Genomic DNA, 26917 nt, shown 5'->3' with positions numbered 1-26917 from the left:
TATGAACGCTTTAACCGCACTTTCTCCATTAGATGGACGCTATGCAAGTAAATGTGATGCTTTGCGCCCTTTCCTCTCTGAGTTTGGTTTAATCCATGCTCGTGTGACTGTTGAAGTGCGTTGGTTACAAGCGCTTGCAAACCGTCCTGAAATCACCGAGGTGCCTGCTTTCTCAACTGACACAAACAATGCTTTAGATGCAATTGTGGCTCAATTTTCTGAACAAGATGCTAATCGCATTAAAGAAATTGAGCGCACAACCAATCATGATGTAAAAGCAGTTGAATACTTCCTTAAAGAAAAAATTGCACATATTGATGAACTTAAAAATGCGGGCGAATTCATTCACTTTGCATGTACATCAGAAGACATCAACAACCTTTCTCATGCATTAATGCTAAAAAATGGTCGTGATGTTTTAGTGGCTTCAATGCAACAAATTGTTGATTCAATCGTAGATTTGGCCGAGAAACACGCTGAACAACCGATGTTGTCGCGTACCCATGGTCAAACAGCCAGCCCAACAACTTTGGGTAAAGAAATGGCGAATGTCGCATATCGTTTAGCGCGTCAGATCAAACAATTTAATCAAGTTGAATTGCTCGGTAAAATTAACGGTGCTGTAGGTAACTACAATGCACATTACTCTGCATATCCTGAAATCAACTGGCCTGCACATGCTCAAACTTTTGTTGAGTCATTAGGCTTAACATTCAACCCATATACAACCCAAATCGAACCTCACGATTATATTGCTGAATTATTTGATGCTTTACGTCGCTTCAACACAATTTTGATCGACTTTAACCGTGACGTATGGGGTTATATCTCACTCGGTTTCTTCAAACAACGTTTGAAAGAAGGTGAAGTTGGTTCTTCGACTATGCCACATAAAGTAAACCCGATTGATTTTGAAAACTCTGAAGGTAACTTGGGTATTGCAAATGCGGTATTGGCGCATTTGGGTGAAAAACTTCCTATTTCTCGCTGGCAGCGTGACCTTACTGACTCTACAGTGCTGCGTAACATGGGTGTTGGTTTAGCACAAAGCTTAATCGCATTTGAAGCATGCTTAAAAGGTATTGGTAAACTTGAATTAAATGCTGCTCGTTTAAATGAAGATCTTGATCATGCTCAAGAAGTATTGGCTGAACCAATTCAAACAGTTATGCGTCGTTATGCAGTTGAAAAACCTTATGAAAAATTAAAAGCATTGACGCGTGGTCAAGCAATGACACGCGATATGATGGTCAACTTTGTCAATGGTAATGAGCTTGAAGCTGTACCTGCTGCTGACCGTGCGCGTTTAGCTGAAATGACCCCAGCAACTTATACTGGTAATGCTGCTGATCAAGCGAAGCAAATTAAAGATCTCATCGCTAAAATCTAAGATTTGTAATCCTTTTTTTAGTCATAAAAATGCGAAGCTAAAGCTTCGCATTTTTTTGCATTTTGATTACAATGCGCATTAATAATTTTTAGAAAACAATATAATGATCTACCACTCTTTAACCCCAAAACATTGGCTAGTACTGGCAGTTCTAGCAATTGCCATTATTTTGGCAAGTATCAATCCATTAGAATATCCGTCCTACATGTTGCATCAAATTGGTACGGTGCTGATGTTGGTTGCTTTATTCTTCTGTTTAAAGAAAATTGGACTGAGTTTTTCCTCATTTCTACTCTATATCTTATTTCTGATCATTCATGTCATCGCTGCTCATTATCTGTATTCCTATGTACCGTATAATGATTGGTCAATCCAATATTTACACTTTGACCTTAACCAAGCCATGGGATGGTCACGCAATATGTTTGATCGCTTTGTACATTTTTTTTATGGCTTGTTTCTCTACCCATTTTTCTATCGCCTTTTCCAAGTCTGGCTACCAAATTTAAAACCAAGCGTTTTATTCATTCTGGTGATTCAATTTGTCATGGCAACCAGCTTATTTTATGAATGGATTGAATGGTGGTTGGCAATTGGTTTATCCCCAGAAGAAGCTGAAAACTATAATGGGCAACAAGGCGATGTTTGGGATGCACATAAAGACATGTTCTTAGCAACAATCGGTGCAATTATTACAGGATTGCTAAGTCTAAAAACCAACAAACAAAATTAAGATCACTTTTAAGACTGCATATATTCACCAAATGTTAACGGTTTGGTGAATATCAGTTAATCTAAGATTTATTTAGATTTTCTTTATTTGCCAAAATATCTGGCAAGCTTCTCTCGATCCAACCAATCACATAACTTATTTTTTCAGCAGCTTGTGCACCCAAAATCGTCAATTGATACTCAACCTTTGGCGGAACTTCTGGATAAACCGTACGTAAAATAAATCCATCTTGTTCCAATACCCGTAAAGTTTGTGCCAGCATTTTTTCACTAATACCTTCAATACGGTTGCGCAACTCACTAAATCGTTGCACACCATCACTTAAACACCGCAGAACTAACACAGACCACTTACTGGTTAAATGCTCCAATATTTCTCTAGATGGGCATTCACTGGATAAAACTTGACCAATTAAATGACTTGAAGCATAGATGCTCATGAATTCTCTCCATACAGTAATTAGCTTACTTTTCGGTACGTACTTACATTTAGTAAGTTTAATAACTATGATAATAGCATCAAGTTTAAAAAACATCCAATCTAAATCAATCAAAAGGTGAACTTTATGAAAATCGCAATTACAGGTGCTACAGGTCAACTTGGGCAATTGGTCATTCAGAGTTTAGTAAAACGCATTCCAGCAGAAAATATCGTGGCTTTAGTCCGTAACTTAGATAAAGCACAAGCACTTCAACAAATCGGTATCGAACTTCGCCAATTTGATTATGACCAACCAGACACATTGGTTCCTGCATTACAGGGCATTGATAAACTATTACTCATTTCAGCCAATGAAATTGGACGCCGTACACCACAACACAAAGCTGTGATTGATGCAGCAGTGATTGCCAAAGTCCCATATATTGCCTATACCAGCTTACTCAATGCAACGCATAGCCCATTGGGTTTAGCAGAAGAACATCGTGAAACTGAAGCCCTTATTTTAGCAAGTGGCTTGAGCTAAACCCTGTTACGCAACAATTGGTATAACGAAAATTACTTAGCCAATGTGCAACATACCGCAGAAACAGGCACACTTTATGGCAGCGCTCAAGACGGCAAAATTAGTTCAGCGTCTCGACTCGATTATGCTGAAGCAGCAGCTAAAGTACTGAGTTCAACAGGTCATGAAAATAAAACCTATGAACTTGCTGGCTCAACCAGTTTTACGCTTTCCGACTTGGCATCTTATATTGGTCAAGCATCTGGCAAATCTGTTCAATATCAAAATATCAGTGCCGAAGACTATACAGAAGCCTTAATTACGGCTGGCTTACCAAGCGAATTAGTCAGTGTAATTGTCGATGCGGATGTCCAAACTGCACATGGTGCTATGTTCAGTACTCGTGAAGATTTAGAACAATTGATTGGTCGCAAAACCACCGATATTCAATCTCAAGTGAAATCACTTTTTTAGCATCTATGCGTTTGCGATCTATTCGCACCTCCTGAACACGAGACAACCAATGCCACGATATTGAAGTAAATAAATATCGTGGCAAAACAATGCTATGGATGAATATTACGTACAGGTAGATCAATATTCATCTGTAAATCTGCGAATGATTGTCTTTTGGTGTTGTACATAGTTGCATCAAATGTCGCAATTTTTTGCATGGTCATCGGATCATTAATATTGAGCATCGGTTTTAGCTGATGTTTGACATATAAACTAATTAGCTCATTAAATTCCAAATAGACTGGACCATCAAACATGATTTTGATCGGTACTTGGTAATGTCGCTTGATGTTGAAAGGTACAGAAAGCTTAATCGGAATGTCCAGTTTTAAAGGAAATTCAGGTAGCAGTTTATTTTGATAAACCAAATCAGTGGTTGTTTCTAATGGCATCACTGTTTCGATTTGGATTTGAGTCGAATAGTCTAAATCAACCTCAATCGGTGTGGTGACCACAAAACTTAAATTGGCTAAATATTTGCCATTTAAAGGTAAAGTTAATTCGCGATTGATATCTAGTGTTGTATCTAAAGCCCCTTTGGCATGAGTTTCTAAATAGTTACCCACATGAATTTTTGTAGGTAAAGATTCAGACAATTGAATTTGTGCCTGCTGAGCAGAAACTTGCATTGAGGTCTGAATGTTTAAATATAACCAGACACCGATTGCAACACATAATACGACAATGAGGAAACTGAATAATAACGTTTTAAGCGATTTAAATAACCACATATTCCAGATCAACCTAATTCAATGCTTCAGATTGAGTATGTTCACGCTCAGCTTGTCCAGCGGTCTGACGTGAAAGTTTTATACTGTTTAGCGGTATTTTTAATTGCCCTTTCTCAATTTTCACTGGCAAAGTATTTTGAACATCTACTGTGGCTTGCAATGCAGATTTGATCGGTACATTGAGGTGACCTTGAATCGGAATATTGGTTTTAAGCGTTGCGTCTAATGGAATATGCAAATTTTCTTTAAGTAAAACTTTAACAGGTGCATCAAATTTTAAATGTATGCTTTGATTCAACGGAACTTGTAAGTTAATGGGCACATCCATCTTCACCGGGATGGTACCTTTCAGCGGTAAAGTAATATCTTTTCCAAGAACCGTGACTTTCACTTTGGTATCAATCGGCATATCCTGATTGATTTTAATCACTTCATTCACAGGAATACTGGTTTCGATTGGTACTTGATTATCAAAGTAAACATGGGGCGTTAAAGTCTGAGTGATCGGTAAATTCAATTTTTCATGGATTGGAATTTCAGCATTCACTTTCCCTTTAACATCAACATTCAGGGCATCATGAATTTGTACTTTAGCTTGTAGCGGTTCTTTTAAATCAATACGGACAGCCTGATTTTCTAAAGGAATATAAATACTAAAATACTTAAAAACCCAAATAGCAAGCATAACTCCACAAAGTGTAGCCACACAGATAAAGGCGATTCCTGCCATAATTTGCTTCAACTGCAAAATCCATTCCTTAATTTTTTATCTAATAATTAAGGTTTATTTTAAATATTTATGTGAATAAATATGCTTTTTTATGTATAAAAGACGAAGTAATTTGTTCATTTACTAAACAAACAATCATTTTTATCTGCCTCTCTTATGCTTAGTTTAGCTCAAGCAACCAATAACATTGAACAATCGCAAGATTTTTCTTATATTCAACGCTGATCTGACTTTTCTGATGATTTTGTTTAAATTTGAGTGTTTTAAATTTCTTTTTAGCCGATTCTGAACTGAGATCAAAATATAAATATTCATTAAATTGCTGCGCTAGCCGCCCAAAACTAAATTCCATTTTGCGTATCGGTATACCAGCATAACTGACATTTTGGACTTGATATACACTGGAATCATAAACATTTTTATCGACATAGCTTGATTTTGTAGTATGACGCTTTAATGGTTCAGTCAATTCATTATCATCATTATGAAAATCATATTGCTGTCGGATTGCGCAATTTTTCTCAAAGCGATCTTGTAATAAGGGGCGTAATTCTAAAGGCTTAGCATAAGTCACCTCAGTTAACAGCAATATCATGCTGAGTAATATCAGCTTTTTCATATTATTTTCCTTTAATGTAAATGACTGACTATGAAATCGCTTTTATTCAGCTGTATTTTTATCTGCCCAAGCGCAAATCGCGATACCCTTATTTTTGCCTTCTCCAACCATTACAAAATTTGCAGCTTTAGCATTTTGCTGTTTTTTCTTTTTAATTTCATTAAATTGTTGCTGTGCTGAAGCAGTTGGGAGATCGAAATGTAAATACTCCATTAAAGTCAATCCTCGCCCCCATACAAACTCAATTTTTGTGACAATCAGTCCCCGATAAGTCGTATTTTTTAAAGTAAGGATTCTACTCACATAGGCGTTTTGTTCATCAACTTCATCTTTAGCCACCTGATTCATTAATATTGGCAGAATTTCATCATCGCGAACATAATAATCAAATTGCTGGCGAACCTCACAATTTTGTTCAAAACGATCTTGCAATATTGGGGTTAAATCAAGGCTTGTTTGCGGGGTTGCATGGATTATTGTTGATAAATTCAGCAAAACCAAAGCGAAAATTGGTAAATTTTTATTCATTTTTAATATGCTCTAAATTTCGGTTAAAATCGTTTATTAGATTTAAACCAAGATAAATTTAGAATATAAAAAAAGGAGCTTCAGATGAAGCTCCTTTTTACTGAATATTACAAATTATGCATTTGTTTCAGCAGGTGCTTTTGGATAGCTTACACCGCACATTTGTTCAGCAATACGTAATACTTGGCAGCTATAACCCACTTCGTTATCGTACCAAACATAAGCTGTTAAACGGTTACCTGATGTAATCGTCGCTTGTGCATCAAATACACCAGCAGTACGAGAACCAATAAAGTCAGAAGATACGACTTCGGTAGAGTTTGTATAGCCAATTTGACCTTGAAGGCTTGAGTTGATCGAGATTTGACGAATATATTCGTTTACTTCTTCACGATCTACTTCTTTCTCTAGTGTTAAGTTAAGAATAGCCAATGAAACGTTTGGTGTAGGTACACGTACTGAATTACCTGTTAATTTACCTTGCAGCTGAGGTAATGCTTTTGCAACAGCTTTTGCAGCACCAGTTTCAGTGATCACCATATTTAATGTTGCTGCACGACCACGACGATCTGCTTTATGGTAGTTATCAATCAAGTTCTGGTCATTAGTGAATGAGTGAACTGTTTCAACATGACCATTGATCACTTTGTATTTGTCTTCTAATACTTTCAAGACAGGTGTAATTGCGTTGGTGGTACAGCTTGCCGCTGAAATGATTTTATCTGAATCGATAATGTCATTTTGGTTCACACCAAATACAACGTTTTTCATATCACCTTTACCCGGAGCAGTAAGTACAACACGACCTACGCCTGGACATTTAAGATGTTGTGATAAACCATCGATATCACGCCATTTACCTGTGTTGTCAATCACAAGTGCATTATCTATACCATAAGCAGTGTAATCTACTTCAGCAGGGCTAGATGCATAGATCACTTTAATGAAGTTACCGTTGGCAATGATTGCTTCATTTTCTTCATCTACAGAAATTGTTCCTGCAAATGGACCATGAATTGAGTCACGGCGTAACAATGAAGCACGTTTTTCTAAATCACCATCAGATGATTTACGTACGACGATTGCTTTCAGGCTTAAACCACGACCAAGACCAGATTGGCTGATGATCAAACGCGCTAAAATACGACCGATACGACCAAAACCGTAAAGCACAACATCTTTCGGTTCAACTTGTGCCGGACGACCTTCTAAAGAGCGAACAGCTTGAGCAACAAATGCATCAACATCGCCACCCTTTTCTTTGTATTCAACAGCAAGTTTACCTAAATCAACTTCTGCTGAACCAATATTATCTAATTTTGCTAAAGCCTCTAAAATAGGAAACGTATGTACAACTGAAAGTTCAACATCCATCATACGCGTACGACGGTGAGCTTTAAGAATTTGAATTACTGAACGGTTCACTAAAGAACGACCGTAAACAGAAGTCACAATATTTTTTTCACGGTATAATTGACCGATTAATGCAATCATACGTTCCGCGATTTCTTCACGGTTTTTCCAGCGACCTTGGTGCTCTGCATGTAGGGCGATGATAGTGTCTTTGCTCACAGATACGTCCTCTATTTATGTATATCTAGACATGGATTTTTAAACCCCACAATTGTAATGGAATTCTCATTTAGTTGAAATCAATTCATGGTAGATTTTTATAATAATTTATCATGTTAGATATTTTTATAAAAATTAAATATTGATATCTAAACTATAATTTAGATTTCTTTGTTTATAGATCTTTAACATAGTGTTACATGCATTCCATAACACGAATGAAAAACATCCAGCGGCTTCATTTCAAACACGATTAAACTCAGTTTAACTGCTTTCCTCATCGAGCATTGACAGATCAACAGCCTATATTCAGTCGATATGATGGTTGGATAAACAGCGCTCAAGTATGAAATTAATCCATATACATGGATGCATGAAAAGCTTCAAAATCAAAATCTGCTAGATTCTCAGGAATTTTCATTAAAAAAGGGAAACGAATAATACCATTGTCCCCTGAAGGAAAAGCATAATGCCGTTCTAATTCACTCAAAGAAGTTAAGCTTTCAAATTCAATAAATACACTATATTTCGATAAACCTTTTGGAACGCTCAATACATCTAAGTACGTCTGCTTCTTAATCAGCAGTGTGGCATGTTTAGCTTGCAGAATGTCTTTTTCTACTTTTCCACCTTTTACAATTTTCTTGAGCAAAGAGCCTTTTACTTGATTCTGTTCATGTTTTAATTGTTGGATGTAGAGTTGTAATTCGTTGTAGTCTTTGGCTTGATCAAACATAATCTCTTGAAGCTTTTTTATCGGTTGTTGTGAACGTTCATGCATGACTTGCCATTCCTGTTTACTCATCGGAATAAAGATTTCGTCCTTACGTTTTTCCAAAAGCTTCAAATATGCCAGTAAACGATATTCAAATAACTGCACATGTGCATTAAAAAACAATGCGGGTTGCTCTTTAAAATCGCGATAATGAGACAAAATCTCAGATAAAATACGATGAACACTCATAAACAAATATTCAAATTCTTCTAAATGCGATAAATCATTCTTCACTGCATTTCTTAACGGCATCAACACATTGGCAATCAACATTTGTTCAATGGTTTTAATATGATTTTGTGCCACGAGATCACTGTTTTTACCGACCATTCCCAGCGGTTGCATTAAAAATGGCAATAGCTTATTTTCAGTAAAACTTTCAAACTCTTGTACAATCTCAATGACATCTCGATGAACTTGATGTTGGATCGTCACCATTTTTTGTATCAACTGATCTGTTTGTACTCGGTATGCATTTTCACTGATCTGTTTTGGGTCAATCACTAATCCTGTTAAATAGATTTGATTGTTATATTCAATATGTTCTTCAAACAAAAATCGACGAATTGAATATGGGTTTTGCTCAAAATGTTGTATTGGTGCAATCAAGTAAATAAATTCAGAAGTATTCACAATATCAAATTTACGAATTTTCTGTTCGCTGACAATAAAATATTTAAAGAAGGGATGAGCAAATAGATTTGATGATTTGGTCAGTAAAGGTTTAAACCAATATCCTAATAATTGTTGCTTGATAAACACTTCGATAATAAAGCATTTGATTTGATTTACCGTTAAATCACGTACATTCGGATGAATGTGAATATTGAGATTTCGTACCAGCTTCGCCACATCTTGCAAAAAAACTCGGCGTATTAATAATTTTTCACGTTGTAAGCCAAGATGGTCATCTACTGGAATTAGATCAATCTGATGTAAAGTATTTTCAAGGTAATCTGCAATCTGTACACAATCAGTAATTTGTTCTAACCAATGGAGTGAGTTACTTAATTTATTGGCAATCGAACGCATGCGCTCACTGTCTAAACGATGCTTTAACGTTTCCAATGAGTTTGTAATTTTAAATTCAAAGGTATTTTCAGTTCTATTCCATTGTATCTCTTTAGGCTTTAAGATTTGACGATCAATTTCTTCGCGTACTTCAATATTAGCTTCATCAAAAATTTCGTACAACACCTTTGCCCAGTTCAAATCTGTACTCGGCTCAAGTTGCAAAAGGGTTGCCCGTATTTGATAGGGAATCATTGTTATATTCATCATCAATCAATATTCTTTTCTTTTTAAACATGTTTAAAGCACCAATATTGAGATATATTTAACATTTATTTTAATTTAAGTTCAAGGATTATCGTTTTTATATTTAAAGAATACCTGTTACTTCTTTCTTTTATCAAATTTTTTAATATTCAATTCCAAATTTTTTCGTTTCTTTCCTTGTTGATAAATATGCCAACTGCCTTCTAAAACCAAAACACCTACAGCGCACCAAATCGGGATATAAGTCAACCATTCATCTGCGGAAATAGACTCTCCTAAAGCCAATGAAGCCAATGCCAATAAAACGGGTTCTAAATAACTCAGTAAACCAAACAGCACCATAGGCAAATAACGACTGGCTAAAATATAACTCCCTAGACCAATAGCACTTAATGCACCTAGCCCAGCAACCACCAAAAATAAACTGGGCATTTCAATAAATTGCCCATAAGCATTCACTCCCATTTGAGTAAAATAGATGGCAACAGGTATGCAAATCAGGATGTCCCACCAAAACCCACCAAGATTATCCGTTTTGATTGCTTTTCGGATCAGAAAATACAGTGAATAACCCAAAGCAACACTGATGGTTTCCCATGCAATACTGCCCAAACGCCACAATTCATGACCTACCCCTAACACAGCAAATGCCACGGCAACCATTTGAAATTTTGATAACTTTTCTTTATAAAAAATACTACCCGCGAGAACCAAGACCAGAGGCAAAAGAAAGTATCCCAATGAAACTTGTAATCCTCGTCCATTCATCGGTCCCCATAGAAACAACCAAAGTTGGAAACAAGTCAACGCAGAAGTGATCAGCAGTAAGATCAATAACGCAGGTTGCATCATCATACGCTGATAAATATTTCTGACGTGGGCAAAATCACCACTGAAAAACATAAATAAAGTTAGAAAAGGTAAGGTTGCAATGATTCGCCAACCAAATGTTTGTTGGCTATCTAAATCGCCTAATAATTTGGTATAAAAATACAATACTCCAAAGGTGACAGATGCCAATATAGACAATGCTACGCCCTTAAACATCTATCGCCTCTCGAAAATTCTCAAATAAATCTTTCAATAGTATAAACTTTTTTTCTTTCAAAATTATTTTGAATATTGCAATATTTTCTCAAATGAAGATTTGAAGTAATCAAATATCAACAGACAAATTGCCAACTTATGGAATTATTGTGAAACGTTCTGCTTGGTTCGAATAATATCTTTTAAATTAAAACCAACCGTTTGTGCATATCGTAGAAATTCAGTTACTTTGGTTTCATCAGGATGTGGATCACGTGACAATAACCATAAATATTTACGTTTAGGCTCTCCGACCAAAGCCATTTGATATTCTGGGTCTATTTTAAGCACCCAATAATCCCCTCTTCCCACGGGCATCCAGCGAATTGCCTCAGGAATAAAACTGACTTTAAACTTAGAGTTAAAGGGTTCATTACTGATAAAAGCTTCACCCAACGCACGCAATTCTTCGCCATTTTGATCAATACAACGATTATCTACTGCAACATTGCCAAACTCATTGACGGTATAACGTGCAGTGACATCAGACTTACAGGCTTTTTGAAAATACATAGGTTTACGTGCAATTTCATACCATAACCCGAGATACTGACCTAGCTCTAATTTTGGAACAGCTGCCAATGTCGAATAATCCGCATACACTTTAGGATAAAAAAGAGTAGCAGAAATAATGCTGAACCCAATGATCATGTTTTTTAGCGTATAGGATTTGGGTAATATTTTGAATAATTGCACTTTATACCCTCAATCGTGGATTTTTACTATTTATTATAAAATAATCAGAAATGTAAACTTAGATTGTAGCTTTATGTATCCTATGTCCATATTAAAGCAACAATCTAAGTCAAATACAGCAATCACGTCTCAAACGAAATCACTTTAACATTCGCGCTTTTAAACGCACAATTTCGTCTCGTAAGCGTGCTGCTTGTTCAAATTGCAACTCTTTTGATGCTTTTAACATCTCTTTCTCAAGTTTAGTGATGTGTTTAGTGAACAGTTTAGGGTCAGACAAAATATGACGTTCGTCCGCAGTTAAAGCATGTTGTTGCTCAACAATCGCATCATCAATTTGATCGTCAGTGAGCACCTCGCCGGTATCGATTTCTTTGATTGCTTGACGAACTGCACTGCGTGGAATAATGCCATGTTCTTCATTAAATTGAATTTGTTTAGCTCTACGACGTTCAGTTTCATCTATGGCTTTCTGCATAGAGTCAGTCACACGATCTGCATACAAGATCGCTTTACCTTTGACATGTCTTGCTGCACGCCCAATAGTTTGGATCAGTGAACGTTCAGAACGTAAAAAACCTTCCTTATCTGCATCTAAAATCGCCACCAAAGAAACTTCTGGCATGTCCAAACCTTCACGTAGCAAGTTGATCCCCACGATCACATCATGTATACCTGTACGTAATTCATGGATAATTTTCACTCGCTCAACCGTATCAATATCAGAATGCAAATACGCTACTTTTACGCCATATTCTTTTAGATATGAGGTCAAATCTTCTGCCATACGTTTGGTCAGTGTTGTCACTAACACTCGCTCATTCAGCTCTTTACGAATATTGATTTCGGAGAGTACATCATCGACTTGGGTTAAAACTGGACGTATCTCAATTTCTGGATCGACTAAACCTGTTGGACGAACCACCTGCTCGGCAACTTGGACTGATTTTTCCAGTTCATATTTTGCAGGTGTTGCGCTGACATAAATGGTCGTCGGAACAATACGCTCCCATTCCTCAAACTTCATTGGGCGATTATCCAAGGCGCTTGGTAAGCGAAAACCATAATTAACCAAGTTTTCTTTTCGAGAACGGTCACCTTTGTACATCGCACCAATTTGAGGAACTGTCACATGTGACTCATCAATAATCAGTAAGGCATCATCTGGAATATAATCAAACAATGTTGGTGGTGCTTCACCTGCCGGACGACCAGACAAATGTCTTGAATAATTTTCAATCCCATTGGTATAGCCGAGTTGTTGCATCATTTCCAAGTCATAACGCGTACGTTGTTCGATCCGTTGCGCTTCTAACAACTTTTCATGCTCTTTAAAGAAAACCAAACGTTCTGCAAGTTCATCTCGTATCGTTCCAATAGCACGTTCAAGATTATCTTTTGGAGTGACATAGTGGCTTTTTGGATAAATCGTCACACGAGGGGCTTTACGTACCAGTTTCCCGGTAATTGGATCAAACCAACGAATCGAATCGACTTCATCGTCAAACAGTTCAACACGGATGGCATGTTGGTCCGATTCGGCAGGGAAAATATCAATAATTTCGCCACGAATACGGTAAGTACCTCGTAAAAACTCCAGCTCATTGCGTGTATATTGCATTTCGACAAGACGGCGAATAATGTCATCACGACTGATTCTGTCGCCTTGTACAATATGCAACAACATACTCATATAAGCATTTGGATCACCCAAACCATAGATGGCTGAAACTGAAGCCACAATAATGGCATCCCGTCGCTCTAACAGTGCACGTGTTGCTGAAAGACGCATTTGATCAATATGATCATTAATCGCTGAATCTTTTTCAATAAAAGTATCAGAAGAAGGCACATAAGCTTCAGGTTGATAATAATCATAATAACTGACGAAATATTCGACAGCATTGTTGGGGAAAAATGCTTTAAACTCACCGTAAAGCTGGGCTGCAAGAGTCTTATTGTGCGCCATGATAATGGTTGGTCTTTGCGTCTGAGCAATCACATTTGCCATGGTATACGTTTTACCAGAACCAGTCACACCTAATAAAAGCTGATCATGAAAACCTTGATTTATCCCTGCAACTAATTTTTCGATCGCCTGAGGTTGATCACCAGCAGGCTGGTAGTTTGTAACAAGTTCAAAAGGTTGATGATCATTCACAATAATTCACTCTTTTAACCAAGAAGAAAGAAGCTCGTGCAGTTTAACAGAAACCGACTTGAGCAAAAGATTTACCTTAAACTTAATGGGGATTTTTACACAATATTCAACAAATACCTTGACCCTTTTTTATTTCGATAGCAACATGGAATTAAGCCGATTAAAGGATTGAAAAACATGACATATCACTACCATGATGAAAGCATTATCAAAACTTTACCTGAAGACACTGTATTTGTTTTCGGAAGTAATTTGGCAGGAACACATCAAGGTGGTGCTGCAAAAACAGCTCATTTATTTTTCGGGGCAACCAAAGGCGTGGGACGTGGTTGGGCGGGTCAGAGTTTTGCAATTCCAACCATGAATGAACATTTACAACAAATGCCGCTTTCACAAATTCAACACTACATTGATGATTTTAAAATATATGCTAAGAATCATCCAAAAATGAAGTATTTCATTACGTCTGTGGGATGTGGTGTTGCAGGTTATAAAGTTGAAGAAATCGCCCCCATGTTTAAAGGAATTGCGCGTAACGTGATTTTTCCAGTCTCATTCCGCCCTTTCGTTGAAAAGACATTACCGAAGCTGACGCAAAAATTGTTGCATAGTTTTATTACAGATCAGGTCATTTTTAGTGCTGATCCTGAGCAAGCAATAAAAAATTTAGATTTAACAGATGCAGAAAAAAGCCTAGCCACGATTATTTTAAACACGCCCATGTATCCAAATGACAGTAATGGACGTGATCGGATTTTTGAAATACAAGACATTCTTCACAATCTGCATGGCAAAATAATTGAATTCCAACCGAACTCTGAAGGTTCAATGATTATTGGTGGTGCGATTCTGGCATTGTTAGAGCTTTATCATTTAAATGAAACAGATTTTATTGATGTATGGACAGGTCAACGCGTGATTGCAGCGCCTAAAGCAGAACATCATGCCAAGAAGTAAGTCAAGTATAGTGCATAGGATCACTTTTTCTTCACATCACAATATATTTAGGTATTGCCATTTTACCGTATTATATTTAAGCTAAATTTATAAATAATAAAATGGAATAAGAATGGAGCAAATCGATTTAACGATTTTTAATTTGTCTCCCATTGCGATGTGGCTACAGGATTTTAGTGGCATCAAAAAGATTTTTGATGCCTGGGCTGCTGAAGGTATATCTGATATACAGCACTATTTAATCGAAGATCCTCAACGTTTAGTCCCCTGTCTAGCTGCAATTAAAACCATTAATGTCAATCAAAGTACACTCAATTTGTATGAAGCCCATAATTTAGAAGAAATTATAGAAAAATTTCCAGAAATGCATACTCAAGACACTGAGATGATGCATATTGAATTTTTTTCAGCATTGTGGAACAAACAAAAAAATTGCTCTATTCCAGTCATCAACTATACTTGTCAAGGTAAAAGAATCGATGTCCAGTTGAGAGCCAACATTTTGTCCGATGACAAGGATTGTTGGGATCGAGTGCTATTGACCACTGAGGATATTTCGCAATCACAAAATGCGCGACGTTTTGCTGAATCTTTATTTTTACATTCTCCAACCGCACTTTGGGTAAAAGACTATAGCAAGATCAAAACAATATTTGATCAACTCAAAGCCAATCATCTTACAGATTTAAAACGCTATATCGAAAAAAATCCTGATTTTTTATTTTTTTGTTTTAAAAACATCCAAACTGTAGGTGTCAATCAAGCTTTGCTTGATCTCTTTTGTGCCTATAATAAACAACAGTTTTGTCTGCATCTACATCGTATTTTTAAAGATCATCTTCAAAATTTTTCTCAACAACTATTATATTTATGGAATGGACAGCATCAAATTAAACGAGAATGTGAATATCAGTCGGTGCATGGTGATTTAATTCATGTTCAAGAACACTTCGTCATTTTCCCTGACTCACAACATAATTGGGATACCGTGCAAATTGCATTTACCGATTTAACTGAACGAAAAAAATTAGAAGATTATTTACACTACGCCAATCAACATGATCAATTGACCCAATTATATAACCGCACATTTTTTAGTGAAGAAATCCAACGTTTACAATCCGCTGCATTTCATTCACTTTCCTGCATTTATTTGGATATTAATGGATTAAAAAAAATCAATGATGTTCAAGGTCATCATATTGGAGACTTATTAATCCAGAGATTTGCAGAACTTTTAAAAACATCGACCTTAAAAACCAATTATTCAGTATCTCGTATAGGCGGAGATGAGTTTGTAATTTTAATGCCTGAAGCAAATCAACGTGATATAGATAATCTCATAACCATAATTCAACAAAAATTATTGGCTGATCAATTAGCGTTTCCACACCATCCAATTCGTGTTGCATTTGGTTATGCAAGTATAAATCAGCAAGGTGATATCGCGGATTTATTAAAAAAAGCCGATCAAATGATGTATAAGGATAAACAATATTTTTATTTAAATCAGGTCAGTCGTCAGCATGATTTTAAATATTAAAAATACACTTTTACACTAATTGTCAGTAAATGGACAAAGTGAGTCAGTTATCACTATTTTTTAGAGATAATAAATAATTTACATTTTATTTTTGCTTATTATTTTACATCCTTAAATTTTAGGATATATTCCAAAACAATTAAATGACTTTTATAGCAAACGAGAATCTTGTAATGGCATTTTCCGATTCTTCTATTTTTGATATATCCCCCACACCTATGTGGTTAGAAGATTATAGTGCAATAAAAGAACAATTTAATCAGTGGAAAGATCAAGGGATTACAAATCTTCAAAGCTTTTTAGAAGCACATCCAGAACAAGTGACTCAATGCGCACATAAAATTAAAATTGTTAAAGTGAATCAAAAAACTTTACAGCTTTTTGAAGCAAAAAATCAAAAACATCTCTGTCAAAATTTAAATGTTATTTTCCAAAAAGAAATGTTTGATTCACATATCAAAGAGTTGGTCGCACTTTGGGAAGGTCAGACAGAGTTTTCCAGCACCACTGTAAATTACACGATTTCAGGAAAAAAGCTGGACATCAAACTACGTGGCGCGGTGATGCCTGGTTCAGAAGAGAGTTTAAATCAAGTTCTTATTACCACAGAAGATATTACAGACTATCAAAATGCCCGTCGTCTAGAAGAAAAAAATCGACAACTTGCAGAATCTCGCTTTATCTATTCACCTGCTTCATTATGGGTAGAGGATTTTAGTCGGGTCAAAATGCGTTTAGATCAGTTACGCCAAATCGGTATTGATGATTTTAGAACCTTTTTGGATGTACATACAGACTTTGTGAACCAATGTATTGAAGATATTATTTTACTGGATGTCAATCAAGCAACACTGGACTTATTTAAGGCTCCAGATAAAGAAACCTTATTTAAAAACTTAAACAAAGTCTTTGCCAAAGAAATTTACCAAACATTCCGAGAGCAGTTGATTGAATTGTGGAATGGTAAAATTCACCATCAACGTGAAGCGATCAATTACGCTTTAGATGGCTCGGTACGGAATGTATTGTTGCAATTTACTGTTTTCCCTGGTTATGAGGAAGACTGGAGTTTAGTTCAAGTCGCACTCACCGATATTACGGCGCGTAAAAAAGCAGAAAGTTATTTGGAATACCTAGGTAAACATGATGTATTGACCAAATTATTTAACCGTTCATTCTATACAGAAGAAATTAATCGTTTAGAACGCAATATATTGCGTCCGACCTCTGCAGTTTTCATCGATATGAATGGGTTAAAAGCCATTAATGATCAATTCGGTCATGATATTGGGGATGGTTTGTTACGCCGAATGGGCAATATTCTCAGTCGTACGATTGCCAATACCAGTTATACCGCATCCAGGATTGGCGGAGATGAATTTGTACTGCTCATGCCTGCAGCCAATGAGCAAATGGTTGAATCTATGATTATGACCATAGAGGAATTACTGAATATTGATAATCAGTACTACTCTTCACAGCCGATCAGCATTGCAATTGGTTATGCCACAACCAATGAAAATGAAAGTATTGATAATATGTTGAAGCGTGCGGATTTATTGATGTATCAAAAAAAGAAAAATTATTATGAATACGTCACTGAAATGCTCAATGAACAAAACTTAATATAAAACGGGAAAGCTTAGCCGAAACCTTCAACACCAGCTTGATATATCTAAAAATAAGACATAAAAATAGGTGCTTTATGCACCTACCTTTTCTATTCAAACTTTAACGTTTACCCATCGAACGACGTGTACCACGTGGAGGCATCCATGTACGGTCTGCATATTGCTCAGGTTTTGGGCGCACTTGATTGTGGGCAACATCATCTACATTTTCAATAGCTGATGGCATTGGAAAAGGTAAATTCACCAATGGCTTTTTTTTGGGAGTATTTTGGGTGCTCATGTGATTCACTCAATTTTAACTGGCTATATTGTACGTAAATTTTGCCCTTGATGCGAGTGATCTCCATTGCGCTTATTTATTTGTATTCTCTTGATACATTAATTTTTTGTTTTTCGTGAATATTTGGTCAATTTGCATAAATATTAAACGACCAAACCTTAAAATTTAGGCTATGATAATGTGCTTTTTATTTTTTAATCCCTATAAGAAGGAATAATGCCGTGGACGTACGTCTCTCTGATCGTGTAAATGCCATCAAACCGTCTCCAACGCTTGCTGTTACCAATAAAGCTGCTGAATTAAAGGCTGCTGGTAAAAATGTAATCGGATTGGGCGCAGGCGAACCAGATTTTGACACCCCACAACACATCAAAGATGCTGCAATTACAGCAATTAACAACGGTTTTACCAAATACACCGCTGTTGATGGTACCCCAGGCCTTAAAAAAGCGATTATTGCTAAATTAAAACGTGATAATAATCTTGATTATGCAGCAAACCAAATTTTGGTTTCGTGTGGTGGTAAACAGTCTTTCTTTAACTTGGCGCTGGCTTTGTTAAATAAAGGTGATGAAGTGATTATCCCTGCACCATATTGGGTTAGCTATCCTGACATGGTGATTATTGCAGAGGGTGTTCCTGTTATCGTGAAGTGTGGTGAAGAACAGCGCTTCAAGATCACCCCTGCTCAATTAGAAGCAGCGATTACTGATAAAACACGTTTGGTGGTTTTAAACAGCCCTTCAAACCCTACTGGGATGATCTATACTAAAGCTGAACTTGAAGCTTTGGCTGAAGTTTTACGTAAATACCCTGAAGTTTTTGTAGCATCAGACGATATGTATGAACCAATCCGTTGGGATGATGAGTTCTATAATATTGCAACAGTTGCACCTGATCTTTATGACCGTGTCATCGTGTTGAATGGTGTATCTAAAGCTTATGCAATGACTGGATGGCGTATTGGTTATGCTGCTGGTCCAGCAAAATTAATCGGTGCGATGAAGAAGATTCAATCACAATCAACATCTAACCCAACATCGATTTCACAAGTAGCTGCTGAGGCTGCATTAAATGGTCCTCAAGATGTTCTTGAGCCAATGATTGAAGCATTCAAACGTCGTCATGATCTTGTTGTTCAAGGTCTAAACGACATTCACGGCATCACTTGTTTACCTGCTGACGGCGCATTCTATGCCTATGCAAATATTCGTCCTTTGATTCGTGCTAAGGGTCTAAAATCTTGCACTGAATTCTCTGCATGGTTACTTGAAGAAACTGGTGTTGCTGTTGTACCTGGCGATGCTTTTGGTTTAGGCGGGTATATGCGTATTTCATATGCAACTGCTGATGAAGTTCTAGTAGATGCGCTTGCACGTATCAAAAAAGCTGCTGATTCAATTGAAGGTATTGATGCTGCAATTGCTTCTATCGAAGCTGAAAAAGCAGCGCAATAGTCTGCTATTATCACTATGATTTGATGTAAAAATGGGCGTATTGATACACCCATTTTTTTTGTCTATTGCTCTATCTGCTGTAATACCTTGTTGATCCATCAACGCGAATAAAGATTATTCCTGAAGCAGTAGTCCTGTCGTATTATCACCATCGTTACCTGTACCGTAATGCTCAATTCGTCTTTGATCAGGTTGTGGTGTATAGGTATTTGATAAAGCATAAACTTTTTCATGGTCAACCAATAATAAACCTGAAGTATTGTCACCATCGTTACCTGTACCATAATGTTCAATACGCGGTTCTTTGGTTCTTTGTTGCTTTGATGCTGGAACGAGTTTCATCGGCTGTTTCAGCAAAAGACCTGAGCTATTATCACCATCATTACCTGTACCAAAGTGATCAATTTTCATGTTTTGCTCATGATGTTGTGATGCAAAACTAGAACTTGCAACACCACATAGACCAATAAAAACAAATTTGATCAAAGTTTTCATGTAATTCTCCTGTGATAATTCAATTTTCATTCTAAAGATTGAAGTTATACAAAGAATGGTCATGAAAATTACATTTGAGACATACAAAGCGGGCTGCATACTTCTTGAATAATCATGATGTTGAGTCAAATTGCTGAAGTACGCAGCGTTACTTTTCCTTACTATCTAATCCATCCCCCGCCAAGCGCTTTATATAGCTGGATTTCATTGTTCAATTGTTCCAAACGCGTTTGGATTAACTGCTGCTGGGCAGCATATAAGGTACGCTCTAAATCTAAAACGACAAAGTAATTATCTTGACCTGCTTTAAATCTCAGCTTTGCCAATTGATATGCTTTCTCACTGGCATTCACACTTTGCTGCTGTGTTTTAATTTGCTCATCCAGTGTGGCTTGCCCTGCAAGATGATCCGAGACTTCACGAAATGCAGTTTGAATAGCTTTGTTATAATTCACTATTTCGATTCTTTTTAACACTTGAGCATGATTTAAATTGGCTCTATTCGCACCAGCATGAAAAATAGGTAAGCTAATCTTAGGAATAAAATTCCACATACCTGTTCCTGAATCAAACAGATCACTTAAACTAGAACTCGCAATACCGACTGAACCAGTTAACTGAATAGAAGGGAAAAATGCAGCACGTGCCACACCAATATTGGCATTGGCACCTAAAAGCATATGTTCAGCCGCTCTAATATCTGGACGTCTCATCAATAAATCAGAAGGTAAGCCTGCGGAGATCTGCGAAAGCAATTTGCGGTCTGATAAATCTTTAGCTTGGTCAAGTTCTAACGCTATTGATTGAGACAAAGGCGTGCCCATCAATAAAATTAAAGCATTGCGATCTTGTGCAACCAATCTCACCATTTTTGACTGATCAAATTGTGCCGCACGTAAGGACATTTCAGCCAAACTTAAATCAAATTGTGTGGCTTGACCATTTTTAACCAAAGCCTTGGTCAGCTCATAGGATTGTTGCTGTGCCTGAACTGTTGCACGTGTCAAACTCAATTGTTCGTGGTTTGCCTGTAAGGTCATATATGCACGTGCAACTGCCGAAACTAAACTCATGTGTACCGCAGTTCGTGTTTCGTCTGAGGCTAGATAATTTTGTAATGCCTGTTCATTTAAATTTCTTAGTCGTCCCCACAGATCAAGTTCCCATGCCACTGAACTTAACCCCAATTGATATATACGACGATTATAGGCAATATCTGACGGAAGCTTTTGAACTGTTGCATCAGCATTGGTGCTTAAATGTGGAAACAAGTCTGCACGTCGAATACGATATTGTGCTTCAAGTGCAGCAACATTTAGCGCAGCTATCTTCAGATCATGATTGTTCGCCAATGCATGTTCAATCAGTTGCTGTAGTAATGGATCCTTAAAAAAAGCCCGCCAGCCGATATCTAGAACATTCTCAGCATTCTTCGGATGTGTATATGTTTTTGGATATGCATCTCCTTGTGGATATTGCAACGCAATATCCACATTTGGACGTTCATATTTAGGAGCAAAAGAACAACCAGAAATCAGCACGATTAAAAAAGTAACAACCAACTGCTGATGAGGTATAAATCGATAACGTAAATATTGCTGTTGTATATGAAACTTGCTCATTACAATTTCTCCTCATTCGCTAAACGTGCCTTTTGTTCACGCGCTAAAATAAATTTCCGAATGACGACATAAAACACTGGGGTAAATAATAAACCGAATATAGTGACCCCAAGCATTCCAGAAAATACGGCGATTCCCATTGCATGACGCATTTCCGCACCTGCACCTGTGGCTAAAACAAGTGGGATAACGCCCGCGATAAAGGCAATCGAGGTCATTAAAATAGGACGTAATCGTAAGCGTGCCGCTTCCAAAACAGCGTCGAGTGGATCTAATCCCTCCTCTTCTTTGGTTCGGGCAAACTCAACAATCAAGATCGCATTTTTTGCAGCCAATCCTACCAACACAACGAAGCCAATTTGCGTAAAAATATTATTGTCACTGCCAGACAACCACACACCAACTATTGCAGACAATAGCGCCATAGGTGCAATAAGAAGTACTGCAAACGGCATAGACCAACTATTGTACTGAGCCGCCAAGATCAAAAAGGCTAAAATCACGGTTAGAGGGAAAATGTAGAGCGCCGTATTGCCTGCCATTTTTTCTTGATAGGTCAAATCTGTCCACTCATATGTCATGCCTTGCGGAAGTGTTTCCTTAACAATTTTTTCAATTGCATCTGCTGCCTGACCTGAAGAATATCCTGGCGCAGGGCTACCACTAATGTCTGCGGAGCGAAAACTGTTATAGTGCATCACACGGTCTGGTCCTGAGCTTCGGGTAATATTGACAAAAGTTGAAAGCGGAATCATCTCACCAGCACTATTTCTGACTTTAAGCTGTTCAAGATCTTGAGATTGCATACGGAATGGTGCATCTGCCTGTACAATCACTTTATAAGTGCGCCCAAAGCGATTGAAATCATTGACATAGATCGACCCCATATTGACTTGTAAAGTTTCAAAGATTTCATTTAAAGCCACACCTTGTGACTTGGCTTTGACTCGATCAATATCGACTTCAAGTTGTGGAGCATTTGCTTGGAAACTTGCCAACATGCCTACCAATTCAGGTGCTTGCGCAGCTTTTGCCATAATTTGTGCTTGAACCTGAGCCAATGCATTAAAACCATGTCCTGATCGATCTTCAATTTGTAACTTAAATCCGCCTGTAGAACCTAAACCCGGTACAGGTGGTGGTGGGAATATACCGACAAATCCGTCAGGAATTTGGCTAAATTTACCCATTAATTTGCCTGCAATGGCATTAGCAGACAAAGAAGGATCTTGTCGTTGTTCAAACGGGTCTAACATGGCAAACATGAGCGCTGAATTGGGAATATTGACAGGTCCATTCACCGATAATCCGGGGAATGCAACGACACTTTCAACACCAGGTTCATCTAAAGCAATCTGGGTCATTTTTTTCACCACAGCTTCAGTTCGATCAAGTGATGCCCCTGTTGGAAGCTGTGCAATCCCGACCAAGTAATATTTATCTTGCGCAGGGACAAAACCGTTTGGAACCTTATTAAAACCTAGCCAAGTTAGCGCTAAAAATCCTGCATAAAGAAACAGAATAATTGCACTCATACGCACACCCTTGCGTACAGACCAAACATAGCCATCTGATGCTTTATCAAAGAAACGGTTAAATCGCTTAAAGAACCATCCAAATAAAAACTCGATCAATCGTGATAAACGATCGCGTTTTGTTGTATCACCATGAGGTTTGAGCAGTATTCCTGCCAACGCTGGAGAAAGCGTCAACGAGTTAATCGCAGATAAAATGGTTGAAATTGCAATCGTTAAGGCAAATTGTCGATAAAACTCACCTTGTAAGCCTGTTAAAAATGCAGAAGGAATAAACACTGCTGATAAAACTGCAGTAATTGCCAAAATCGGTCCCGTGACTTCAGTCATTGCCTTGCGGGCAGCTTCTTTAGGTGCTTCGCCCCCGACAATATGCCGTTCTACATTTTCCACAACCACAATCGCATCATCGACCACAATACCGATGGACAACACCAAACCAAATAGGGTGAGTGTGTTCAATGTAAAGCCAAAATAATGCATTAATGCGAAAGTACCTACCAGTGAGACAGGGACTGCTACCAATGGAATGATTGAAGCACGCCATGTTTGTAGGAACACGATAACCACGATTACAACTAAGGCAATCGCTTCTAAAAGCGTGATGATTACAGATTTTAGAGACGCACGGACAAAAATTGTTGGATCATAGGCAATTTTATATTCCATGCCTTGTGGAAAATTCTTTTGCATTTTTTCCATACTGCGATGAACCGCAGTGGATACATCCAAGGCGTTTGCCCCTGGGCTTTGAAAGATCTGTAAAGCCACCGCAGGTTTACCATCTAATAGGCTTCGTAAAGAATATGCATCTGCACCCATTTCAATGCGTGCGACATCTTTTAGATAAGTAACCTGACCATTCTCACCTGTTTTTAGGATAATCTCGCCAAACTGCTCAGGTGTTGTCAAACGCCCCAAGGTATTCACGGTAAGCTGAAATGCTGCTGAAGCATGCGGTTGCTGTCCGACAGAACCGGCTGCCACCTGAACGTTTTGTTCCCGAATCGTTTTGACCACATCATTTGCTGTTAAACCACGATATGCAATTTTTTTAGGGTCAATCCAAACCCGCATTGCATATTCTCCCCCCCAAGCCACGACACTTCCCACGCCAGGCAAACGTGAAAGCTCATCACGTACATTTAAATTTGCGTAATTTGAAACATAGAGGTAGTCATGATATTTATTTTTCGATTGAAGATGGACCACCATCAAGATATCAGGAGAAACCTTTTGCGTGATTACTCCAATTCGTTGCACTTCAGGAGGTAGTCGAGGTAAGGCTCTTGATACCCTATTTTGTACCTGAATTTCTGCCAGATTGGGATCAGTTCCTTGCTTGAATGTTACGGTCAGCACCATTCGACCATCTGTAGCGGTTTGAGAATTCATATACAGCATGTTCTCAACACCATTAATTTCCTGTTCCAATGGTGAAGAAACAGTTTCTGCAATCACTTGTGGATTTGCACCTGGAAAACTCGTTGAAACTTGGACTGTAGGCGGCGTAACCGGAGGATATTCACTGAGCGGAAGTTTAAATAATGCCAAAGTTCCGACAATCAACATCAATACAGAAATGACGATTGCAAATATTGGTCTATCTACAAAAAAGTGAGGGAAATTTTTCATTATTTTTCTCCCTGATTCGCAACTTTAGCTTGTTGTGTATTGTCTTGCATAGGAACGATATTGGGGTTTACTTGCATTCCAGGTCCAACCAAACCTTTGAGAATGATTTTTTCACCAGATTTCAAACCTTGATCGATAATGCGAAGCCCATTAAACATTGCACCCAATTTGACAGGTCGATATTCAACTTTATTTCCAGCACCGAGTATCAAGACATAATTTTTATCCTGATCTGAACCGACTGCCTGATCATCTATTAAAATCGCTGGATAATTTGCACCTGTTGTTAACTGAATACGTGCAAACATTCCAGAGCTTAATTCACCTTGTTTGTTTTCTACTGAAGCTCTGACACGAATTGTTCCTGTGCGCTGGTCTACTTGGTTACTGATAAAATTTAATTGACCGAGATAAGGATGATTTTCGGTATTGGCTAATCCCATAGCGATGGGTAAATTAAGCAATCCCTGTTTGTTCTGCTCTTTTAACTTTAATAAGGTGGCTTCATCCAAATCAAAATATACGTACAAAGGGTTTACGGAAACAATGCTGGTCAACAAAGTCGTATTACTGGTATTGCCACCCGTGATTAAATTACCAGCAGTCACTAAAACGCGATCAACACGCCCTGATATGGGCGCTTTGATATTGGTATAAGACAAGTTAAGTTTTGCTTCATCTACAGCCGTATGTGCTTCTTGCACTTGAGCCTGACGATTGTTTTTTGTGGCTAGAGCGTCATCGTATATTTTTTTAGAAACCGCGCCACTGGCAAGCAATTGATTGGCACGATTAAAGTCTGCAATGGCTTGTTTATATTGGACATCAATCGCCTTTAATCGTGCTTGAGCAATGTCCAATGCCAATTGAAAAGGTTCAGGATCAATTTTAAAAAGTGTCTGACCTTTTTGGACATAACTTCCTTCTGGCACACTGACCCTTTCAATTACACCACCGATACGAGAACGTAACTCAACGCTTTGGGGAGCAGACAAATACCCCGTATATTCAGCAGTGGGTCTAAGTTCATGTGTAATCACTTCTGCGACTGGAACTGTAGGTGCTGGTGCTGCGGTTGCTGCCTGTGCTTGAGTTTTACTTTGTTGGTTTTGTGCATTATAAATGAGCCCCCCTGAGATCACAGCAGCGACTGCAATAGAGACTACGATCATTTTAGCTTTCATATTATGCCCCATTTCCTGAGATGCTACGGTGTATTCAAAACGTTGTTGTAGCGATAGCGGTCAGGTTAAAGCTTCCCATTACTGGAAAGTCAATAGGATTATTTAGCAATATTTAATGATTTGATAAGGAAAAATAATAAAGAAATAATGCTGAAAAACTTTAAAATTCACATATGTATTTTTTTCTAATACGAAATTAAAACTTTAAAAAAAGAGTTCTTACAAATTAAGTTTTGGCTGATTTCTAAAATTATAAAGTTTTTTGACTATGAAACTTTGAATATCGCATCATAATACGTAGATCAAGATCAAGTGCGTAATACCTTGTTTTATATTTAAAGTGTAAATCAAATTTGCATCATCCACCTATGGTCAATCTGCTGAAAAACACGTACAGCAAAATCGAATTTTTTTGAATAATAAAATTAATGTGATGAAAATATTGTTTGATGATACAAAGCTTTTATAGCCTTGCTTTTCTAAAGTTTAAATCCATTTCTGTAGGCGAAGACTCGTTTTACTTAACTCATTTTTATTTAACCACATTCTTGCGCTACAAACAAAGCAGTGCTTTGTTTTTGCTTATATCCCCCGCTCAGCATGGCGACTTCCATGTCGTCTCAGGATAGAAAGGTGATCTATGATTCAAAAGTGCAAAACAAATGAAATCATCCAAGTCTTTAAAAACTTGTATAAAAAGCATAAAGTTCATTGCATATAAATGTTTGATATCAAAGCGCATGTATGAGTAATCAGGTGGTTTGATGATATATTAAATGATGGAAATCCAGTCTCAACTCAACCGATATGAATATGCTGT

At 37.5% G+C, this 26917-nt stretch carries 21 protein-coding genes and 1 pseudogene; 7 read left to right on the top strand and 15 right to left on the bottom strand.

Annotation, left to right across the window (positions count from 1 at the left end; all coding sequences use genetic code 11):
- Nucleotide 1: 1 nt before the first annotated feature.
- On the top strand, nt 2-1390 hold the full coding sequence (gene purB, locus ACINWC743_RS23265; RefSeq protein ID WP_009587232.1) for an adenylosuccinate lyase: 1389 nt from the start codon (nt 2-4) through the stop codon (nt 1388-1390).
- 103 nt (nt 1391-1493) lie between these two features.
- Nucleotides 1494-2123: a DUF2238 domain-containing protein gene (locus ACINWC743_RS23260; protein ID WP_004831238.1), complete on the top strand. Its 630-nt coding sequence runs from the start codon at nt 1494-1496 to the stop codon at nt 2121-2123.
- 61 nt (nt 2124-2184) lie between these two features.
- On the opposite strand, the gene ACINWC743_RS23255 is transcribed toward ACINWC743_RS23260, so the two are convergent.
- Nucleotides 2185-2562 carry a winged helix-turn-helix transcriptional regulator gene (locus ACINWC743_RS23255; protein WP_004831239.1) on the bottom strand — a complete coding sequence of 126 codons (378 nt, stop codon included), beginning with the start codon at nt 2560-2562 and terminating at the stop codon, nt 2185-2187.
- 126 nt (nt 2563-2688) lie between these two features.
- Between ACINWC743_RS23255 and ACINWC743_RS23250 the strand changes: the two are divergent.
- Nucleotides 2689-3540: pseudogene (locus tag ACINWC743_RS23250) on the top strand (SDR family oxidoreductase).
- A 92-nt stretch (nt 3541-3632) separates the two neighbouring features.
- Here ACINWC743_RS23250 and ACINWC743_RS23245 read toward each other — a convergent pair.
- From ACINWC743_RS23245 to uvrB, 9 genes are all read right to left on the bottom strand, one after another.
- Nucleotides 3633-4313, bottom strand: coding sequence for a hypothetical protein (locus tag ACINWC743_RS23245; RefSeq protein ID WP_004831241.1), 681 nt, complete (start codon nt 4311-4313; stop codon nt 3633-3635).
- Nucleotides 4314-4326: 13 nt separating this feature from the next.
- On the bottom strand, nt 4327-5043 hold the full coding sequence (locus ACINWC743_RS23240; protein ID WP_373866493.1) for an MFS transporter: 717 nt from the start codon (nt 5041-5043) through the stop codon (nt 4327-4329).
- A 160-nt stretch (nt 5044-5203) separates the two neighbouring features.
- Complete coding sequence (locus tag ACINWC743_RS23235; RefSeq protein WP_009587217.1) at nt 5204-5662, bottom strand: hypothetical protein; 459 nt, start codon at nt 5660-5662, stop codon at nt 5204-5206.
- Between the two features lie 42 nt (nt 5663-5704).
- Nucleotides 5705-6190 (bottom strand): hypothetical protein, encoded by a 486-nt coding sequence (locus tag ACINWC743_RS23230; RefSeq protein ID WP_005029701.1) that lies wholly within the window; start codon nt 6188-6190, stop codon nt 5705-5707.
- 114 nt (nt 6191-6304) lie between these two features.
- Nucleotides 6305-7762, bottom strand: coding sequence for a glyceraldehyde-3-phosphate dehydrogenase (locus tag ACINWC743_RS23225; protein WP_005029703.1), 1458 nt, complete (start codon nt 7760-7762; stop codon nt 6305-6307).
- A gap of 352 nt (nt 7763-8114) precedes the next feature.
- The gene (locus tag ACINWC743_RS23220; RefSeq protein ID WP_227510890.1) at nt 8115-9818 is read right to left on the bottom strand and encodes a hypothetical protein; all 1704 of its coding nucleotides are present in this window, start codon (nt 9816-9818) and stop codon (nt 8115-8117) included.
- 114 nt (nt 9819-9932) lie between these two features.
- Nucleotides 9933-10862, bottom strand: coding sequence for an EamA family transporter RarD (gene rarD / locus ACINWC743_RS23215; protein WP_009587269.1), 930 nt, complete (start codon nt 10860-10862; stop codon nt 9933-9935).
- A 144-nt stretch (nt 10863-11006) separates the two neighbouring features.
- Nucleotides 11007-11597 (bottom strand): lipocalin family protein, encoded by a 591-nt coding sequence (locus tag ACINWC743_RS23210; protein WP_004831251.1) that lies wholly within the window; start codon nt 11595-11597, stop codon nt 11007-11009.
- 139 nt (nt 11598-11736) lie between these two features.
- Nucleotides 11737-13758, bottom strand: coding sequence for an excinuclease ABC subunit UvrB (gene uvrB / locus ACINWC743_RS23205; protein ID WP_004831252.1), 2022 nt, complete (start codon nt 13756-13758; stop codon nt 11737-11739).
- 177 nt (nt 13759-13935) lie between these two features.
- On the opposite strand from uvrB, the gene ACINWC743_RS23200 reads away from it, so the two are divergent.
- From ACINWC743_RS23200 to ACINWC743_RS23190, 3 genes are all read left to right on the top strand, one after another.
- Nucleotides 13936-14715: a hypothetical protein gene (locus ACINWC743_RS23200; protein ID WP_009587228.1), complete on the top strand. Its 780-nt coding sequence runs from the start codon at nt 13936-13938 to the stop codon at nt 14713-14715.
- Between the two features lie 112 nt (nt 14716-14827).
- On the top strand, nt 14828-16258 hold the full coding sequence (locus ACINWC743_RS23195) for a diguanylate cyclase domain-containing protein (RefSeq protein ID WP_009587231.1): 1431 nt from the start codon (nt 14828-14830) through the stop codon (nt 16256-16258).
- 173 nt (nt 16259-16431) lie between these two features.
- Nucleotides 16432-17889, top strand: coding sequence for a diguanylate cyclase domain-containing protein (locus ACINWC743_RS23190; protein WP_005029709.1), 1458 nt, complete (start codon nt 16432-16434; stop codon nt 17887-17889).
- A gap of 100 nt (nt 17890-17989) precedes the next feature.
- On the opposite strand, the gene ACINWC743_RS23185 is transcribed toward ACINWC743_RS23190, so the two are convergent.
- Entirely contained in the window at nt 17990-18169 is a 180-nt protein-coding gene (locus ACINWC743_RS23185) for a hypothetical protein (protein ID WP_004831256.1), read from the bottom strand.
- A gap of 221 nt (nt 18170-18390) precedes the next feature.
- Between ACINWC743_RS23185 and ACINWC743_RS23180 the strand changes: the two genes are divergently transcribed.
- Nucleotides 18391-19626: a pyridoxal phosphate-dependent aminotransferase gene (locus ACINWC743_RS23180; protein WP_005029711.1), complete on the top strand. Its 1236-nt coding sequence runs from the start codon at nt 18391-18393 to the stop codon at nt 19624-19626.
- Nucleotides 19627-19740: 114 nt separating this feature from the next.
- Here ACINWC743_RS23180 and ACINWC743_RS23175 read toward each other — a convergent pair whose 3' ends face one another.
- The 4 genes from ACINWC743_RS23175 to ACINWC743_RS23160 all read right to left on the bottom strand — a co-directional run bounded on the left by ACINWC743_RS23175 (nt 19741) and on the right by ACINWC743_RS23160 (nt 26097).
- A complete protein-coding gene (locus ACINWC743_RS23175) occupies nt 19741-20121 on the bottom strand; it encodes a hypothetical protein (protein ID WP_005029715.1) in 381 nt (126 codons plus the stop codon).
- 161 nt (nt 20122-20282) lie between these two features.
- Nucleotides 20283-21743 carry an efflux transporter outer membrane subunit gene (locus ACINWC743_RS23170; RefSeq protein WP_005029717.1) on the bottom strand — a complete coding sequence of 487 codons (1461 nt, stop codon included), beginning with the start codon at nt 21741-21743 and terminating at the stop codon, nt 20283-20285.
- Nucleotides 21743-24913, bottom strand: coding sequence for an efflux RND transporter permease subunit (locus ACINWC743_RS23165; protein ID WP_004831260.1), 3171 nt, complete (start codon nt 24911-24913; stop codon nt 21743-21745). The genes ACINWC743_RS23170 and ACINWC743_RS23165 overlap by 1 nt, the downstream gene beginning before the upstream one ends.
- On the bottom strand, nt 24913-26097 hold the full coding sequence (locus ACINWC743_RS23160; protein WP_004831261.1) for an efflux RND transporter periplasmic adaptor subunit: 1185 nt from the start codon (nt 26095-26097) through the stop codon (nt 24913-24915). The genes ACINWC743_RS23165 and ACINWC743_RS23160 overlap by 1 nt, the downstream gene beginning before the upstream one ends.
- Nucleotides 26098-26917 lie beyond the last annotated feature (820 nt).

It is taken from the genome of Acinetobacter sp. WC-743 (assembly GCF_000335555.1).
In the GTDB taxonomy this organism is placed as follows: domain Bacteria; phylum Pseudomonadota; class Gammaproteobacteria; order Pseudomonadales; family Moraxellaceae; genus Acinetobacter; species Acinetobacter bereziniae.
This window is presented reverse-complemented; position numbering and strand designations above follow the sequence as displayed.